The organism is Bacteroides neonati (assembly GCF_000499785.1).
Lineage (GTDB): Bacteria > Bacteroidota > Bacteroidia > Bacteroidales > Bacteroidaceae > Bacteroides > Bacteroides neonati.
In genome coordinates this window covers 21,199-37,939 of the sequence record NZ_HG726028.1, presented here as the reverse complement: position 1 = coordinate 37,939, position 16,741 = coordinate 21,199, and the positions used below count along the sequence as shown (strand labels likewise).

Annotated in this window: 10 protein-coding genes and 1 pseudogene; 2 read left to right on the top strand and 9 right to left on the bottom strand. The window is 41.8% G+C overall.

Annotated features, from left to right (window positions below; translation table 11 throughout):
* Nucleotides 1-69 precede the first annotated feature (69 nt).
* Nucleotides 70-1,026: pseudogene (locus TY03_RS19675) on the bottom strand (carboxypeptidase-like regulatory domain-containing protein); the annotation flags it as partial.
* A 264-nt stretch (nucleotides 1,027-1,290) separates the two neighbouring features.
* Between TY03_RS19675 and TY03_RS19670 the strand changes: the two are divergent.
* Nucleotides 1,291-5,397, top strand: a complete 4,107-nt coding sequence (locus tag TY03_RS19670; protein WP_042373329.1) for a two-component regulator propeller domain-containing protein — start codon at nucleotides 1,291-1,293, stop codon at nucleotides 5,395-5,397.
* A gap of 90 nt (nucleotides 5,398-5,487) precedes the next feature.
* On the opposite strand, the gene TY03_RS19665 is transcribed toward TY03_RS19670, so the two are convergent.
* The 4 genes from TY03_RS19665 to TY03_RS19650 all read right to left on the bottom strand — a co-directional run bounded on the left by TY03_RS19665 (nucleotide 5,488) and on the right by TY03_RS19650 (nucleotide 10,660).
* Nucleotides 5,488-7,383, bottom strand: coding sequence for a TlpA family protein disulfide reductase (locus TY03_RS19665; protein WP_042373133.1), 1,896 nt, complete (start codon nucleotides 7,381-7,383; stop codon nucleotides 5,488-5,490).
* A 229-nt stretch (nucleotides 7,384-7,612) separates the two neighbouring features.
* Nucleotides 7,613-8,212, bottom strand: coding sequence for an energy transducer TonB (locus TY03_RS19660; RefSeq protein ID WP_052332569.1), 600 nt, complete (start codon nucleotides 8,210-8,212; stop codon nucleotides 7,613-7,615).
* 233 nt (nucleotides 8,213-8,445) lie between these two features.
* On the bottom strand, nucleotides 8,446-10,275 hold the full coding sequence (locus tag TY03_RS19655; protein ID WP_042373132.1) for a M56 family metallopeptidase: 1,830 nt from the start codon (nucleotides 10,273-10,275) through the stop codon (nucleotides 8,446-8,448).
* A 19-nt stretch (nucleotides 10,276-10,294) separates the two neighbouring features.
* Nucleotides 10,295-10,660 (bottom strand): BlaI/MecI/CopY family transcriptional regulator, encoded by a 366-nt coding sequence (locus tag TY03_RS19650; RefSeq protein WP_042373130.1) that lies wholly within the window; start codon nucleotides 10,658-10,660, stop codon nucleotides 10,295-10,297.
* A 568-nt stretch (nucleotides 10,661-11,228) separates the two neighbouring features.
* Here TY03_RS19650 and TY03_RS19645 point away from each other — a divergent pair.
* Entirely contained in the window at nucleotides 11,229-11,570 is a 342-nt protein-coding gene (locus TY03_RS19645) for an alkaline phosphatase family protein (RefSeq protein ID WP_148335733.1), read from the top strand.
* A 66-nt stretch (nucleotides 11,571-11,636) separates the two neighbouring features.
* Here the strand turns inward: TY03_RS19645 and TY03_RS19640 are convergent, their stop codons facing one another.
* The 4 genes from TY03_RS19640 to TY03_RS19625 are packed head-to-tail and all read right to left on the bottom strand — an operon-like array spanning nucleotide 11,637 to nucleotide 16,547.
* Entirely contained in the window at nucleotides 11,637-12,875 is a 1,239-nt protein-coding gene (locus TY03_RS19640) for an ABC transporter permease (RefSeq protein WP_042373126.1), read from the bottom strand.
* Nucleotides 12,875-14,056: an ABC transporter permease gene (locus TY03_RS19635; protein ID WP_042373124.1), complete on the bottom strand. Its 1,182-nt coding sequence runs from the start codon at nucleotides 14,054-14,056 to the stop codon at nucleotides 12,875-12,877. The genes TY03_RS19640 and TY03_RS19635 overlap by 1 nt, the downstream gene beginning before the upstream one ends.
* Complete coding sequence (locus tag TY03_RS19630) at nucleotides 14,056-15,048, bottom strand: HlyD family secretion protein (protein ID WP_042373122.1); 993 nt, start codon at nucleotides 15,046-15,048, stop codon at nucleotides 14,056-14,058. Before TY03_RS19630 ends, TY03_RS19635 begins: the two co-directional genes overlap by 1 nt.
* A gap of 44 nt (nucleotides 15,049-15,092) precedes the next feature.
* Nucleotides 15,093-16,547 (bottom strand): TolC family protein, encoded by a 1,455-nt coding sequence (locus TY03_RS19625; RefSeq protein ID WP_042373119.1) that lies wholly within the window; start codon nucleotides 16,545-16,547, stop codon nucleotides 15,093-15,095.
* Nucleotides 16,548-16,741: the final 194 nt, after the last annotated feature.

The following is a 16,741-nucleotide window of genomic DNA, read 5'->3' as shown; positions in this document are numbered from 1 at the left end:
AGCTACGAGTAGGAACTATTAGGTGAATTAAATCGCTATTTGAATCAGTTATAAATTAGCTGCGGATTTGAGGTTATCGTTGGCACGTGTATGAAGTTCCCAGTTAATACCATCGGGCTTGGGCACAGTTGTTGTTGTAATCTCTCCCCGTTGATAGGCTAGAATACGGGCAACGGTTTCATCGTCAAAGATGGGACCGGCTCCTTCATTAGCCGAAGCACGGTTCATATACTGCGAAAAGGTGTATGAATCCATCATATCGGGCAGGTTAATTGGCGACCCCCAGCGTAAGTTGTTATTGTAGGTAACCATTGTTTTTCCTTGTTTACCCGATTTTGTCGTAATTAAAATAACTCCGAACGGTGCACGTGATCCATATACAGCGGCTGCCGCTGCATCTTTGAGCACTGAGATGTTTTCAATATCGTCAGGGTTTAAGGCGTCCATGTCACCGGCAATACCATCGATAAGTACAAGCGGGGAACTGTTAGAACCCGCACCAATGGTACCACCACCGCGAATATCCACATTCATGCGACTGCCCACTTGTCCACCGTTCTTACTCACATTGAAGTTCAATCCGGGTACGGTGCCTTGTAAGGCTTGTCCGATAGTAGATACCGGCCTTGCTTCGAGTTGTTTCGTATCTACACTGCTCACTGCACCGGTTAAGTTAACCTTTTTTTGTGTACCGAATCCAACTACTACTACTTCATCTAGTGTTTGAGAATCCTCGATCAATGCTATTCGAAGTGAAGTTTCGGTTCCCGTAAGGGTTAGCGTTTGCGGTTGATAGCCAATGTAAGAAATGGTCAGAACACTCCCTTTATTGAGATTCTTTAGTGTAAATTGCCCATCCATGTCTGTGATGGTTCCATTGCTGGTTCCTTTTACAAGAACACTCGCTCCGATAATGGGTTCGTTGAGTTTCTTGTCAATGACTGTGCCTGTGATGTTGAACTGTTGTGCATAGATGTTGGTAAAGCAGAACAGCAAGGCAATGAGAAGAGAAAAATTGTGTTTCATCATTGAGTTACTTTTTTTAAAGTTAATAATTGGTTTTCATCGTTTCAATACTATGGTGCAAAAATATATTTTGTTGGTATGTTTTGGCGTTGGTGTTTTGTGCATTAACCGTTGGCGTTTTATGCAAAAGAATGTTTTATCGTTCTTTCAATAGCTTCTGAATGGTATTTACTTGAATGTCGAAAAAGTTTTCAGTAAAAGTGTATGTATTCTTTCATTATTATATTTATTTTTGTATCTCCAAACCCTTCTAATCTTATGTGGATGAAAAAACGCGGCTATCTACTAATCATACTATTATTTCTGCATTACTTTTCCGGATACGCTTCGATGGAAAAGGATTTTCAAGTATTGACTATGCAAAATGGGTTGGCTGATAATACCATTCATGCCATCCATAAAGATAAAGATGGTTTTATGTGGTTTGCTACGAATAACGGATTGAGTCGTTATGACGGAACACGCATCAGAAACTTTAAATTGCCATCCGATCAGCAACGTATTAGAAGGGTACTGGAAACCGCCGATGGTATGCTATGGGTACAGGCCGATGCCGGCTTGTATGGTTTTGATAGAGCGCAGGAGTGCTTTATACAATCCATCAATGCGGCTAACCGTGAACCGATAAATGTTTTTCGTATTTTATCCCAAAACGATTCTTTGCTTTGGAGCATCTCCGACAATAACTTACAACTATGGAAATACCATTATGTGCGCAACAATGACAACCATATTGTTAAAATAGCATTGACTCTTCAACAAACCTTTTCGCATCTTTTTCCGGTCAACAGCCCCATAGCTGCTTTTTGTCATTCGAAAGATGGGAAAAGCCTGTGGCTAACCACTCATTACGGACGATTGGTTCAGTTTGACATAGCTACCGGGCATTATAAAACACTATTGAAAGACCCTATCAGCGGATCTGCCACTTCTGTAAGAGAGATATGCGAAGACCACGGTTGCCTCTGGATCTCTACTATAGCACAAGGATTGATTCGTTATCAACCGGTGTCAAAACGGTTGGATCAATTCACGTACAGCGAACGCGGAAGTAGTACCAATCTGTCGCATAGCGATGTTTACTCCTTCATATCGCTAGACAGTCATCGTAATTTGGCTGCTACCTGGAACGGGTATACCGTATTGGATTTTGAGAAGAATGAATCACCCTACTTTACCACCACCATATACTCCAATACTTTTTCTCAGCTTTACCGCAACATCGAAACCCGTATGATTGCAGCATATTACGATCCGCAAGGAATTTTATGGATTGGCACAGAGGGCGGTGGAGTCGTTATCTCTGATTTTCGCAAACAGTTTTATCACCACTATCATCAAAATCGGCACAATGAGATTTGTGGAATGACGGCCGATAAAGATGGCTTTATCTGGCTTGCCACCTTTCATAAAGGTATTATGCGGAGCGAAGAGCCGATAGACTCTTTGCGAAAGCCAATGAAATTTTCTGTAGTCAGCGACCCCGTTATTGAGGCGAAGAAGACAGTGCTTGCCGTGGTGAAGGATCGTAACGGCTATTTGTGGTTTGGCAATGCTGATGGTACACTGACTTATTATGACCCGTTCTCAAAACGTTTTCAAGTCTATCCGTTACTATCTATTAACGGACAACGGATAAATGGTGAGGTTTGGGGCGTCTTTGTTGATAGCCGCGAACGATTTTGGGTAGTCGGCAGCAACGGTGTGTTGCTGTTTGATCGTGAAACGAAGCAGTGCAAAATGGTCTCTACACGCTTGCCCGGCGAAAAGCATGAACCTTACGTACGAACCATTACCGAAAGCAAAGATGGCTCGATATGGATCGGCACCTCAGTCGGTGTCAGACGTCTTGTAGACTTTAACGGAACGAAGCGGGGCATTGTCATCGGCAATTACGAATCTCAATGTAAGCAAGAAGTACGTAGCGTACGATCATTGTTGGCATCGACCGACGGGAAGATTTATGTAGGCTATACGGATGGTCTGGGCGTAATTTCTCCCATTACCAATAAAATGACTTCTTTCTTTACAACAGAAAATGGTTTATGCAGCAACTTCATTGCCTGTATAGCCGAAGATGCTCACGGACGAATTTGGCTTGGTACCAACTCCGGCATTTCACGTTATAGCCGTCACCAAAATCTGTTCTATTCTTATTATATATCGGGAAGTAACCGCTCGGTTCTCTTTTATAATAGAAAACTGTTCTGGGGTAATAATAAGAGTCTTACTTACTTTAATCCAGATGATATACGCACTAACTATGCTTTGGCCGGTAAACCTTTATTTACCGATATTGAGGTTAACAACCGTCCGGTTCAAATCGGCGAAGAGATAAACGGGCAGGTCATCTTGCATACCGGCATCTCTTATGTCGATCGGTTGGAACTATGTTATGCCAACCGCGATTTTGCTCTTTCATTCAGTGATTTGCCTTATTTAGAGAAATCGCACAAGTACGCTTACCGTCTGTCTCCCTATCAAAAGAAATGGATCATAACTGACGATGGCAATAAAATAGCCTATACCAACATTCCTCCCGGTAATTATCAGTTTGAAGTGAAAAGCCTGATTCCTGATGATAGTGAGTTGCAACGGCGCAGTAAAATCACTACATTGCCCATCACTATACGTCCACATTGGAGTCAAACAGTATCATTCAAGCTCATGATGGGCGTGCTGCTTTTGTTGGTGCTGTATTATTTTGTACGTCGTTTCAAACGCAAACAACGGCAGTTGGAGCATGAGATGCAGATTGAAAGCCAACTGCTTATAACGAAACAAGAACGCGAGCAGGAAAAGCAGATTCGTTTGGAGCGTGAGCGATTTTTCACCACAGCAGCCCACGAATTACGTACTCCGCTAACACTGATTCTATCGCCTTTGCAAGAATTGCTATACCGTGTGTCAAAAACAGATCGAAGCTATGAACGCCTGACCACTATCTACAACAATGCCTGCTCGCTACACACCTTGGTCGACCATCTTTTGTATGTGCAAAAGATAGAAGCAGGTATGGTTAAGTTGCAACTGACACAAATTGACTTAACCACCCTAGTCCAACAGGTTGCCTTCTCGTTCGAAGCCATTGCCACTACCAAAGAAATTTGTTTCAAAGTAGTGTTACCAGCCCGGCCAATCAATGTATGGATAGATCGATCCAAAATAATCTCTGCCATCAACAATCTCTTGTCAAATGCCTTGAAATATACATCGAACGGTGGTGCTATAGAGATTAATTTGTTTGAAAAAGAGATGGATGGAAAGAGAACTGCTGTTCTTTCCATATCCGATACAGGAGTGGGTATTCCTGCAGATCTTCAGCAACATATTTTCGATTCGTTTGTTACGGGCGAAAGTACTCCTACCATGTCGACCAAAGTAGGTATCGGACTTTATATCGTTAAGCATACCATTGATTTGCATCATGGTATGGTTAAGGTCGACAGCGAGCCTGGTCGGGGCAGTATCTTTACTCTTTATATTCCGACGGGCAAAGAACACTTTATCGAAGATATTTACGAAACGGTATTATCCGATTCTATCGAGATAGAGCCCTTTAAATTACCCATCAAGTGTATCCCCTACGAAGAAAGTCGGTCGATGCAACGCAAACATACTCTATTGATTATCGAAGATAATAGCGAAATAAGAGCCTATATCTGCAGTTTGTTTCGAACTAAATATACCCTTTTGGAGGCGACCAATGGGGAAGAAGGGCTAACATTGGCCATAGAAAAAGTACCCGACCTTATTCTTTCGGATGTGATGATGCCTGTGATGGATGGTTTTGAGTGTTGCAAGCAAATTCGTTTACATCGTAACACTGCTCAAATACCTATCGTTATGTTAACGGCCAAAGCAGAAGATGCCGATGTACTACAAGGTTCCAAACTAGGAGCTGATGATTACATCATGAAACCTTTCAATCCCGAAATACTCAAAATACGGGTAGAGAATCTAATAAATCAACGTGAACAGTTAAAACAAATTTACACAAAATCCTTGATGCTAAAGCAAGAGAAGTATTCCGAAAGTAACTGCGATGCTTTAGATGAAAATGAATTCATCACTCAGGTAATTCAGCTGATCGAAGCCAATCTATCAAACGAGGCATTCAGCGTCACTCTTCTGGCCGATTTAATGAACCTCAGCCAAACCACCCTCTATCGAAAAGTGAAGCAACATACGACTTTATCGGTAATTGAAATCATCCGTAGCATACGTATGACAAAAGCTGCTTCTCTAGTTATTGAGAAGAAATATACTATTCAAGAAATTGCTGAGATGGTTGGTTTCAATGATCTCACTACTTTTAGGCAGCACTTTATCAAACAGTTTGGTGTGCCCCCATCCAAATATGGGGGCTAAAGAGCTAGGCAGATTGTATATACATCAATACGTTACCTTTATTGATAATTTGAATGTTTGTTCACAGGTGATTTGTCTGTCAATGATATTCTACTGTTTATCTAATGCTTTCAGCAACTCTGTTTTCATGGTATCAACACCGGGGAAACCGGTGACTTTATAACTGATGCTCCCATTACGATCGACAATGATATAAGTAGGAACACCGCTAATTTTAAATTCGCTCATTAAGTACTTCCATTGTGCATCGGTTACGCGGAAGTGTTCGCCATGAATGTCGGGTATCATATTTTCCCAGAGTTTTAATGGCGATGTTTCGCCTGTTAAGTACAGATAAACAATCTCTTTATTTTTTAGTTCTTCTTTCAAGGGTAGTATCGCTTTATTGGCCATACGGCAGGGACCACACCATGTTGCCCAAAAATCGACTAATATTACCTTCTCTTTGAATTTGGAAATGATAGAGGCAAAAAGATCTTCATTTGTCACTTCGCCCACTTCATTTATCTTGTATCCGGTTTTCTTTTTATTTTGTTCTATCTTATTCAATAGCTCTGTGTTTGCTGTTTCAACAATCGACTGATAACTTGTCGGTAGTGAAGTGAGCAAGGCTTTCTGTTGGTCATTTAACGGGTTAAAATCAAGAATATTTTTGTAGATACCTGCTGCTGTTGAAACGTCAAAGAACGGACCTTTGTCTGTTCCCAGCATGTTTGGCAATTGATCTTTTATTCTGCTTAATGTATAAACCGTATACGTATAATTATCGCTTAACAGTGCTTTTGGAGTATTGATGCTTGTCAAATCTTTCAAATCGTTGAAGTAATCGGCAGGAAGGTCTTTTTGTAGTTTACTAAAATAGGTTTGCGCCTGTTCTTTCGTGATCTCCTTTTTATAGAGTTTAGCTTGAGTAAGCATATTCGAAACAAGTATAAGCGCTTGTGCGGCATTCATGTCGTTTTCAATGAGTAGTAGTTGTTTGGTTGCTGTGCTATGTGGCAGCGATTCGATTTTCTGTTGTAAATCGGCATGTTTGCCCATGATATAGGCTTTGTATGCGTTAGCATCCATGTTAGCCACCTCTTTCACCATGGTTTCACTCTTTGATAGGATGGTTGGCAATGTGTTGATATTCAACTCTTGTGCCACACCGGCTAGTGGGCCATTGATGTAAACAGCCTGCCCATAAGGTTTCTCATTCTTACGTAGTTTCGATTGTTCACGACAAAGTTCGCGCAGATTGATAATTAATTCACTGGTTTCTCCTGGTGCTAAGAAAAACTTAAGCGACTGCCCGAATAAGTAGATCGAAGCAGGGGTAATTCCCATTATAGTTGTTTCAAGTGCAAATGTTCCATCGCTATTAATCTTTACCGGCATACCCTGCGAAAATCCTTTGATAGGTTCGGATATGTTTACATTTAATCCGCTGATCATTTCCGGGCGATAATCCAATAATCTTCCCTTTAGAATGGCAGTGCCAGTGATCATTCCCGGGTCGGGAAGGGAGGTCTTTTTATCTACTTTATGCGTGATGGCATTTTGGGGAAGTGCTAAAGATGGTAATCTGTTGTTTTTGAGTTGAATACCGTAGATGTGATAGGAGTTCGGTACGTCTCCTTCAGAGAAATCAACAGAAGTAACTCCCTGGGGAAGAGGAGGAAAGATTAACTGGAAAGTAGCTTCACCAGAATCGGACATCCATAACTCTTTATCGAGAGTAATGCCAACACCGCTACGCAACGTATATTTCTTGCCATTATTGCCTTTTAAAAAACTACCCGAAGCTACTTTGATCCAATATTTGGGTCGATAAAATGCTTTGATGTACAAAACGGTTGCCGTATCACTTAGTACTACTTTATCTATTTCTATCGTGCTTGAACTCCATGCTACGAAGGGTGGTTGTTCAATCACTTTTTCTTTGGTTTGTGCATAGACAATCGAACAGAGTAATAGACTGATGATTAGTGTTATTTTCTTCATATTTGTACTGATTAGTTGGTTATGGCAAATGTAGAAAAAGTATTTTACTTATTTGTTTTTTGTTACAAGAAATTGTATAGCTGAGTCGATTTATGTTATTTTTGTGATACCGGTATCGGTGCAATCGCCTTCCTTGCTCCTCACTAAGCGAAAATTATTTCATTTGGTGAGTAGCCTGGCTAGTTGTTATCACGAATGAAGGATGACTGCGTGTACAGTGCTATCCTGTTTAGTGACTGAACATCACGGGAACGGTGTATTTAACCGATACTGGTTTTCCGTTGATTTTTCCCGGTGTCCATTTAGGCATTGTAGATATAATGCGTAGAGCTTCTGCATCCAACCATGGATCAAGGCTTTTCGTGATTCGCGGATGGGCAATTGTTCCATCTTTCTGAACTATAAATTGAACAATGACACGTCCGATATCATGGCATATCACTTCTTCACGAAGGATAATTTTTCTGCGAAGATAAGTCATTAGAGCCTGCATGCCATCGGGGAAGCTGGGCATTGGTTCTGCCACTTCATACACGATGTCATCAGCACTTGTCGCTTCATTGTTTGAAATCGTATCTTTTGGTGCCTTCTTCTTGTCTTGTGGTGGTGATTTTTCGACTATTACTTTTGTCAAAGCAAGTGGAGTAGGCATGGTTCTAGCTTCTTCATAAGTCTTGTTCTCTACATTTTGTAAAACTACTCTGCTATTACTTTTCGTATTCCGTGCCACTGTTTCTGTTTGGCTGCAAATCATCAACACGGTGGGCAATGAAATAAATAATAGATATTTGATTCTTCTTACTTGCTTCATTTTTTTCTTGTTGATCATCTTCTTTCTGTTTTTGCTGATTAATAGGTTACAACAAATGTAAAAAAAGAATTTTAACTAGCGATTAATATTCTATAAATAAAAGAGTTTGTAGACTAACTCCGTTCTTAGATTGTCTGTATCGACACAATTTCTTTTTTTCTTGCTCACTAAACATAAAACTTTCATTCATTGCATAACCTGGGTCGTTGTTTCAATGAATGAAAGTCTTAATGAAGACTGTATAAACAGTGTTACTTTTTCGCTTCAGTCGGTACGGCTTCTGGCTTTTGTAGTCTGAAGGCAATGGGCAGTGAATACCGAACCCTTACCGTCTCTCCTCTTTGTTTGCCGGGTACCCATTGAGGCATTCGACTCACTACCCTGATAGCTTCTGCATCTAATGATGGTGATACACTATTCACGATATGAGGATGCGTTACTTTTCCGGTTTCGTCCACAATCATTGATACGATAACGCGACCTTGTATATTGCTTTTTTGAGCTTCAACCGGGTATTTGATACTCTTCCCCAAATACGCCATCAAAGCATTTATTCCGCCAGGATATTGGGGCATTTCTTCTACTACCTCAAATACGGTTCCCTCATTGGTTGGCTTTTCATCGGCAGCATAAGAAACTACTGTTACTTCCGGAAGCTTACTCTCTTTAACCTCTTTCGCAGCTGTACCCTTGCCGCCGAATGGTTTAAACATCACCGGAACAGTGTATTTAACCGATGCAGGTTTTCCGTTCACTTCCCCGGGTATCCATTTAGGCATAATCGATACAATGCGCATGGCTTCTGCATCGAGTTCCGGATCAACTCCTTTCACTACGCGAGGATTGGTAACTGTTCCATCTTTCCGTACTATAAATTGAACGATGACACGCCCGCTTATATTCTCTTTCATCGCTTTTTCGGGATACTTTATGGTTTTGTTGATGTAAGTCATCAAAGCTTCCATGCCTCCTGGGAAGTCGGGCATTTTTTCGGCCATTCCATGAACTTTCTCATCATCCTCCTTGGTCTCTTCCTTCGCTTTGGTGTCTTTTGACACCTTCTTTTTGTCTTGAGGCGGAGTCATTTCGGATGTTTCGGTTGTCAAAGTTGTTGAATTCATTTTTTCTACAGCTTCTTCATTAATCTTGTTCTCTACGTTTAGTATCACTTCTTTGGCAATGCTTTTCGTAGTTCGTGCCACTGTTTCTATATTACTGAAAATCATCAGTAAGGTGGCCAGGGGGATAAATAATAGGTATTTGGTTCTTCCAATTTCCTTTGTTCTTTTCTTGTTCATCATTTTAATTCGGTTTTTTAAAGGTAAAACATTGAAACTATTTGATAAATTTGCTGCAGCCTTTTGATGTGCCAGCCCTAGAAGATGGAACTGGTATGATTGATAATCGCGTCCGGTTTGTATCACCCGATGGTCGGCTAAATATTCCAAATTGTTTCGAACTTCGCGCTTCATGAGCCAAGCAAAAGGGTTAAACCAGCATGCGATACAGATTAACTCACTCAAAATAACATCGATGGAGTGATATTGCCGTGCATGAGTAAGTTCGTGGATGAGGATTTCGTCGAGTTCTTCCTCTGTATGCGAGGTTGGGTGTACGAATATCCAGTGAAAAAAAGAAAAAGGACTAGATGCGTGAGGAAGTTCATAGATGAAGATGTCGTTTATCATACTACGGCGGCTTTGAACTCGCAAACGGATTATACTACTCAACTGGAGCAGGAACCGGATGCAAAGGAGAAGAATGCCACTTATGTATAGATAGCCCAAGGAATTGATGACCACCTCTTCCCAATCGATTACCTCGGAAGCGGTGACAGTAGGGGTATATTCGGGCCAGGCGGCGCTAGCATATAAATCGACCATAGCCACTATGGGTTCCTGGTTCTTAATCCAATCTTGCAGATTTAGTAATGGATAAAGGAATGATAGGATGAAAAAGCCAAACAAAGCAGTTCGGCGCCAAGTAAAGAAGGTATCTCTATAAAAGAACAATCTGTAGAAGGCGTAAAATAAAGCAATTCCTGCGTTCACTTTAAGGAAATAGACCCATTCTGGATTCATAATATACAATGTTTAGTGACTATTCTTCTTTTCCTTTCTCAATCATGTCGATAATCTCTTTGAGCTCCGTGGCCGATATCTTTTGATCGCGCGCAAAGAAAGAAACCATTTCTTTATACGAGTCGGCAAAATAGTTGCGTACCACTCCGCTCATAAAAGTACGTTTGTATTCGCTTTCTTTGATGGCGGGGCTATATTTGTAGGTGTTTCCAACGCGACGAGTAGTTAGGTATTTTTTTCGCTCGAGGTTTTTTACGATCGATGCAACAGTTGTATAAGGAGGTGCAGGTGGTTGAAATTTGGCCACAATGTCTTTAACAAAACAACTATTCAGCTCCCAGATGTAAATCATTACTTCTTCTTCTTGTATTGTTAGCTTTTCCATATATTTATTGTTTAATTTTGATTACACGACAAATCTACGAAAGTTTCGTAGTAAATCGATAAACAGGTGGTTAAATAATGTAAATACCAAAATAGTATTTTTAAATACTGATTTAATCTAATACGGATGTGGTAGGTATAGGAGTAGTGATGTTCAATATATTTATCTCTATTAAAATTATTAGTATATCCCATGCAGTGAAAGTACGTACTTAACGTATCGTTAATATACTATTTAACAGTGCGTTAATAACGTACTCTTCGATGTAAAAAGTACGTACTTCTTTAAGTGTAAGTATATCAGTCTGTTATGTTATTGAAATGGGCTTTTATTGCTTTCGTTTTTGCTTTTTGATTGTTTTAATATGTAAATATACCGCATCTGTATCTTTTGGATTGTGGTTTCCATTGGTCATGTAATAGATATCATTATGTTTCCTGAGCGTTTTTGTGAAATGACCCTGATTATTGAAATCAAACTCAAACACTATCTCCTTTCGATGTATTCTGTTTGAAATGGAGTTTATCGAATAGTCTATTTTTTTTAATTGATAAAAAAGTATATTGCTATGGTCGAGTTTGTAGATCTATATCCTACCTTATGCGAGCTTTGCGAATTGCCCATACCCGAAAAACAGTTGGATGGAACTAGTATTGTTCCTGTGCTTAATAATCTGAGGAAAGAGTGGAAAACTCCTGTGTATATTCAATGGAACGGTGGGGATAATGCCGTGAGTAAACGATTTAACTATGCCGAATGGAACAAAGCCGACGGTAGCGGAAATCGAATGCTTTTCGATCATCGACTCGATAAGCAAGAGGATATAAATAGAGCCGAAGAGCCGAAGTACAGCACTGTCATTCAATCTCTCTCTTCTTTCTTGAAAGAGAAAAAGGAAAAGAATCAATAAACAGTAAGACTGTTTGCTAGCCTTGCCCTTCTTAGCACCGTGATAAAGCTCATGGTGCTAAGAAAATTATTTGTTTTGTTCCTTCCTCTCTTTGTATCTTTCAATTACATGTTTACGACTCATTATTATCTGCCAGCGATAGACAAAACAGGTTGTGAGAAAATAGAAGCCGGCTTGTAACCAAAGAGCATGATACTCGGTTGATACTTCGCTCAGTGTAGCTCCCATATTGTTGATACGCACAAATCCATTGATGCCGAATGTGGAAGGGAAAATGTAAGAAAAATACTTCCAAAATGCGGGAATAGCTGCCCCCGGCCAGGATATACCGGAAATGAAGAGTAGTGGCACCGATGTAAATACAAAAATCAACATGCAAGTTTCGCGATTGCGGATGGCAATCGAGGCAGTCATCGCAAAGAAAATGCAAGCAGCCAGATAAGGGAGCATGAACAAGGCCAATGTGCTGGGTTGTCCGATCTGGTTGAGGCTGAATATACGAGGTACGACGCAGAGTACATAAACCGCTACCAGAGCATATACCATAAAATAGCTCAATCCTTTACCGAAAACAATTCGCAATGTTCCGCTATAGTGGCGGTTAATGGGCACGAGGTCTTTGAAGCGATTATTTTCCCGCGCTGTTCCTGCCGAGAGCCCGATACCTAATAAAAGTGTTTGCTGTATTAATAAGATTAATACGGCTGGAATTAAAAAGGCAGCAAAGCCATTCGTCGGGTTAAACATAGCCACGTCTTCGTATTCGATAGGATAGGCGGTGATCTCGTCTTGCCGGTTGGTGGTATTGCCTGCCCGCTCAATCTTTATGTTTTGATTCATGTCGAGCGATACGGCTGTATTGGCCAATAACATACTCTTATAATAGAGTAGTCCGCTCATATCGCAGTAAAGACTTACTTGTGCCTGCTTGCCACGGGCAATATTGCTGCTAAAATCGGAAGGGATATAAATAATGCCATAGGCCAAACGGTCTCTGAGCATTAGTTTCGCCTCTTCCATATCGTTGCAATAGGCTACAACCTGAATGTCCGGAGTGGCATCTACTTTGCGTAGATACTCTCGGCTGAGTGAGGAACGGGAGTTATCAACTACTACAGCGGGAACTTCGCGCACTACTTCGTTGGTATAGATGAAGCCGTAAATCAACGGATATACCAAGGGCACCAGAACGAAGAATATCAATACACCTTGGTCGCGAAAGGTGGTACGAAACTCCCGTTTCCAGATGTAAAACAAGTCGCCAATGCCTTGTGCTATGTTATTTTTGAATGATTTATCTTTCATCAGGGTACGTATTTATAGTATATCAATGTTTCCTTTAAGCGATTAACCACGAAGAAAGGAAGCATCATAAAGATGAGTAAAGCCATATAGTTAGGCCATGAATAGATCATACTGTATCCGTTGAGTGCCTGATCTACATAGATAAGGAAGTAGTGGCGCAACGGAAAGAGAACACTGAGTCCTTGCAACACCGGGTTCATTGCCATCACCGGAAAGGAGAAACCCGAAACGGAGAACGACAAGACGCCCCACAAGGAGGCAAAGCTGAGGCCCAGACGCAACGTAGGTAATGTTCCTATCATGACAATACCACAACATTGTGATGCCAATACGAGGCAGAGGGTGGCCAATATCATCGGAAAGATACCGCTATTGCACGGGAAATGCAGAAAGCCATACAGGTATACATTGTAAAAGATGCCCATAATAAAGAACACCACGGTGTGTGGTAGTAACTTACCTGCCAAGGCTATGTAAATAGAATTATTGCTCATACGCAACCATTCGCGCGCTGTGCGGTTTTTGATTTCTACACCAATGGAATAGACTGTTACCATAAAGATCAACAACATCAACACACCCGGTACCAATGTGTTGCATAGGTATACCGAATAATTGAGCCATGGGTTTTGCAGCGGATGTGTATCGATAACAATGGGCTGCAAATAGGCCATTGCTTGATCTTCGGTTGCTCCTTTTGCATAGAGCACCGAGCGGGCGGCAGCACCTGCGGCCAATTCGCCCATCATCTTCATGTCCTTAAACAGCAATGAACCGGCTATGAGGTAGGAGTTGTTGGTGTAAAATGATAACTTCGGCTGACGTTGGCTTTGCGCATCGGCCGATAGTCCTTTGGGAATATAGAAGAACCCGTAGATTTTTCCTTGCTGCATGGCAATGCGTGCTTCGGTCACATTCTCGTAGTGTGCTACTACGGCTGTTTGACCGAAAGCATCCAGGTTGCGGATGATGCTGCGTGAAGTGGCACTGTTGTCTAAGTCGACTGCACCTACGGGAAGGTTGGTAGGCAGTCCCGAGCTCATCAGTGTTGTGAAGAACACGTAACAGAACAAGGGGGCAACCACCATGCAAAAAAGGTACAGCGGACGAGATACGAGACGACGACATTCGCGCTTCATAACCATCCACAGAGCTACATATTTCTTTTCTCTTTTTTTCATCACTTTTTAATAATCACCGACATTCCGGGGCGTAAACCTACTACCTTCTCGAGCGGTAGCGCTCTTACTTCAAATGTTTTCAGATCGAACTGGCCGGTTGTTTTGGTTGCTTTCCAAGCGGCATAAGTGCCAAGGTCTTTCATATAGTTCACTTTCAGACGTATGGTCTTATTGTCGAGTGCCGGTACGATGGCTTCAAACTCGCTACCCATGGTCAGGTTTTTGAGTAGGTCTTCGCGTACGTTAAATGTAACCCACATATCGTTCATCACTGCGATGTTCATGATGGGTGCGCCGGTTCCTACCAGTTCGCCTACTTTAGGAAATATTTCCGAAACCTCTCCGGCTGTTTGTGCGATGAGGTAGGTTTCTTTGATATAAGATTGCACTTCGGCAACGGCTCCTTTGGCACGATCTACCAAAGCGGCAGCAGCCATCTTATCTTCACGCTCGGCACCGTTCTTGGCCATGGTATATTGCGCTTTGGCAGCCTTCTCGGTAGCAATGGCAGCATCTCGTTGAGCGGTAATCTCGTCTAACTTCTGTGCCGGCATGACTCCTTGCTCAAAAAGATTCTTAATTCTCTTATAAGATTTCTCGGCTATCTCGACTCCGGCTTTTGATTTTTGCCACATCTCATAAGCCGTTTGAATCTGTTCGCTACGTGCTCCCTTAATGGCTTTGTTGCTCTGTGCTTGTGCGGCAGCTTCGGCCGCTTGAGCTTGTTCCATTTTTGCCATCACTTCGGGCGCTTCGAGTATGGCAAGCGTATCGCCTGCTTTGACGCTTTCACCCTCTTTTACCCGGAACTCTAAAATACGTCCGGGCACTTTGCTCGATACGCGATACTCAGTGACTTCGGCTTGTCCCTGAATAATTTCTGGACCTTTTCGAAGCATGAAGAAGCCTACTACTGCAACGAGTGCAATAACCCCCAATAAGGTAAGAAAAGCAAGCAGCATATTGCTGTTTTGTGATTTTTGTGATACCATTGTTATCTATGATTTTACGATTAGCGATTGAGTTTAACTTTCGGTTATTTCAGAGTACCGAGTGACTTTTGCAAGTAGATTTCTGTTAGTTTAACGTCTATTTGGGCGTCAATCTTATCCGATTGTGCCGATAGCCAGGCGGTTTGTGCCTCAAGTACGTTGCTGGTTGCAATCACCCCCTCTTCAAAGCCTAGTGTGGCATAACGTAGATTCTCTTCGGCTTTCTCCATGTTCTTCGTTGCCATCGACAGCTTTTTAGCTGCTTCGTTTACTTTGAAAGCCGATTGGTTTACTTGCAATTCTATCTTCTCTTTAGCATCTTCTAATTGATACTGCGCAATGCGTGCTTCTGCCTTGGCGGCTTTTACTTTATATGTTCCTTCGCCCCAATGAAAGATGGGGAGTTGCAGCATGACACCTACATTCCACATACCTTTGAACTTGTTCTCGAAACCGTTGAATACCGACGGGTTCGTTACCATATAGTTGCCCATCAATGCTAGCGAGGGTAGGTGCTCCGCACGTACTACGTTAACCTTTTGATGATAGATTTTTGTGGCTAACTCCAAGCTGCGAATCTCGGGGCGATTGGCATAAGCTTCGGCCATATCGAAACTGGGGGTGACGACAAGAGTCGGAATGTTTTCCAATTTCTCATCGGCCAGAGTGATCGGTGTGCTTAAGTCAATGCCACATAGTTGACAAAGCAACATCTTTGACAGGCTCAATCCGTCTTCTACTTTGGTCAGGGTCATTTCGGCCTCATTTACCTTTACGCGTACCGACAATCCGTCGGCCTTGGTAGCCACTCCTTCGTTAATCATCTTTTCCACATCGCTGTCAAGCTTTTGCAATAGCTTTAAATATCCTTCGGCAAGGCGTTTTTTGCTAGTGAGCGAAACGACTTGCCAATAGGTCTGATCTGTACTTAATATGACTTCCTGCATACCCGAGTTGTGCTGTTCGCGAGCCAATTCTTCGGCATATTGCGTAATCTTATTGTATGCCCTGATTTTGCCTCCCATATACAAAGGCTGTGTCAGTGTCAGCGCTCCTGCATATACATTACGCGTATCGGTTCGGAAGGCATCGACAATGGAGTTTCCTGCTTCGTTCAGTGCAGGTACCATCGTACTACCCAGTTGTGAGAGAAGAGGAGCTAATTCGGGATGTAGCTGCCCGATCACCTGCGAGGCTTGTTGCAGTGGTCCGCTAAGGCTTGTTCCGAGTCCCGATAAAGCTCCCTTTTGAGCATCATTTAGCAATGAAAACTCTTTCTGATTGCGCATATAAGCTCCCGTGCCCGATAGGTTGGGCAAATAATTGGTGAAAGCTGCCTTTCGCTGATAGTGAGCTGCATTGATTTTCTCTTGGCCAATCAATAGCTCTTTGTTGTTGGCAATAGCCAACGCACGGCAACTATCTAAGCTGAGTGTGCTTTGTGCCCGTAGTAAAATTGTAGTGCTTAATAGAAATGTCAGGATGAATACTTTTTTCATTGCATCTTATACATTATAAAGGTGATACTTCTTTTAAAAGAACAACGTAATGTTGTGTTTTGTTGTTGGTTTCTTGCTTCTTCGTTTTTTCTGATTCAGAATAAATGATTGCATAAACAACGATGCAAATGTATGGGCTTTCAAGCAAACCTCAAAATGTTTTAAAGTTTTTTTTATAATTTACGTTTCAACCT

Bases quoted from the DNA above. Each gene is read 5' to 3' on its own strand.
- TY03_RS19670 (WP_042373329.1), top strand. From the start codon at position 1,291: ATGAAAAAACGCGGCTATCTACTAATCATACTATTATTTCTGCATTAC.
- TY03_RS19630 (WP_042373122.1), bottom strand. From the start codon at position 15,048: ATGGTATCACAAAAATCACAAAACAGCAATATGCTGCTTGCTTTTCTT.
- TY03_RS19635 (WP_042373124.1), bottom strand. From the start codon at position 14,056: ATGAAAAAAAGAGAAAAGAAATATGTAGCTCTGTGGATGGTTATGAAG.
- TY03_RS19640 (WP_042373126.1), bottom strand. From the start codon at position 12,875: ATGAAAGATAAATCATTCAAAAATAACATAGCACAAGGCATTGGCGAC.
- TY03_RS19625 (WP_042373119.1), bottom strand. From the start codon at position 16,547: ATGAAAAAAGTATTCATCCTGACATTTCTATTAAGCACTACAATTTTA.
- TY03_RS19660 (WP_052332569.1), bottom strand. From the start codon at position 8,212: ATGATCAACAAGAAAAAAATGAAGCAAGTAAGAAGAATCAAATATCTA.
- TY03_RS19645 (WP_148335733.1), top strand. From the start codon at position 11,229: ATGGTCGAGTTTGTAGATCTATATCCTACCTTATGCGAGCTTTGCGAA.
- TY03_RS19650 (WP_042373130.1), bottom strand. From the start codon at position 10,660: ATGGAAAAGCTAACAATACAAGAAGAAGAAGTAATGATTTACATCTGG.
- TY03_RS19665 (WP_042373133.1), bottom strand. From the start codon at position 7,383: ATGAAGAAAATAACACTAATCATCAGTCTATTACTCTGTTCGATTGTC.
- TY03_RS19655 (WP_042373132.1), bottom strand. From the start codon at position 10,275: ATGAATCCAGAATGGGTCTATTTCCTTAAAGTGAACGCAGGAATTGCT.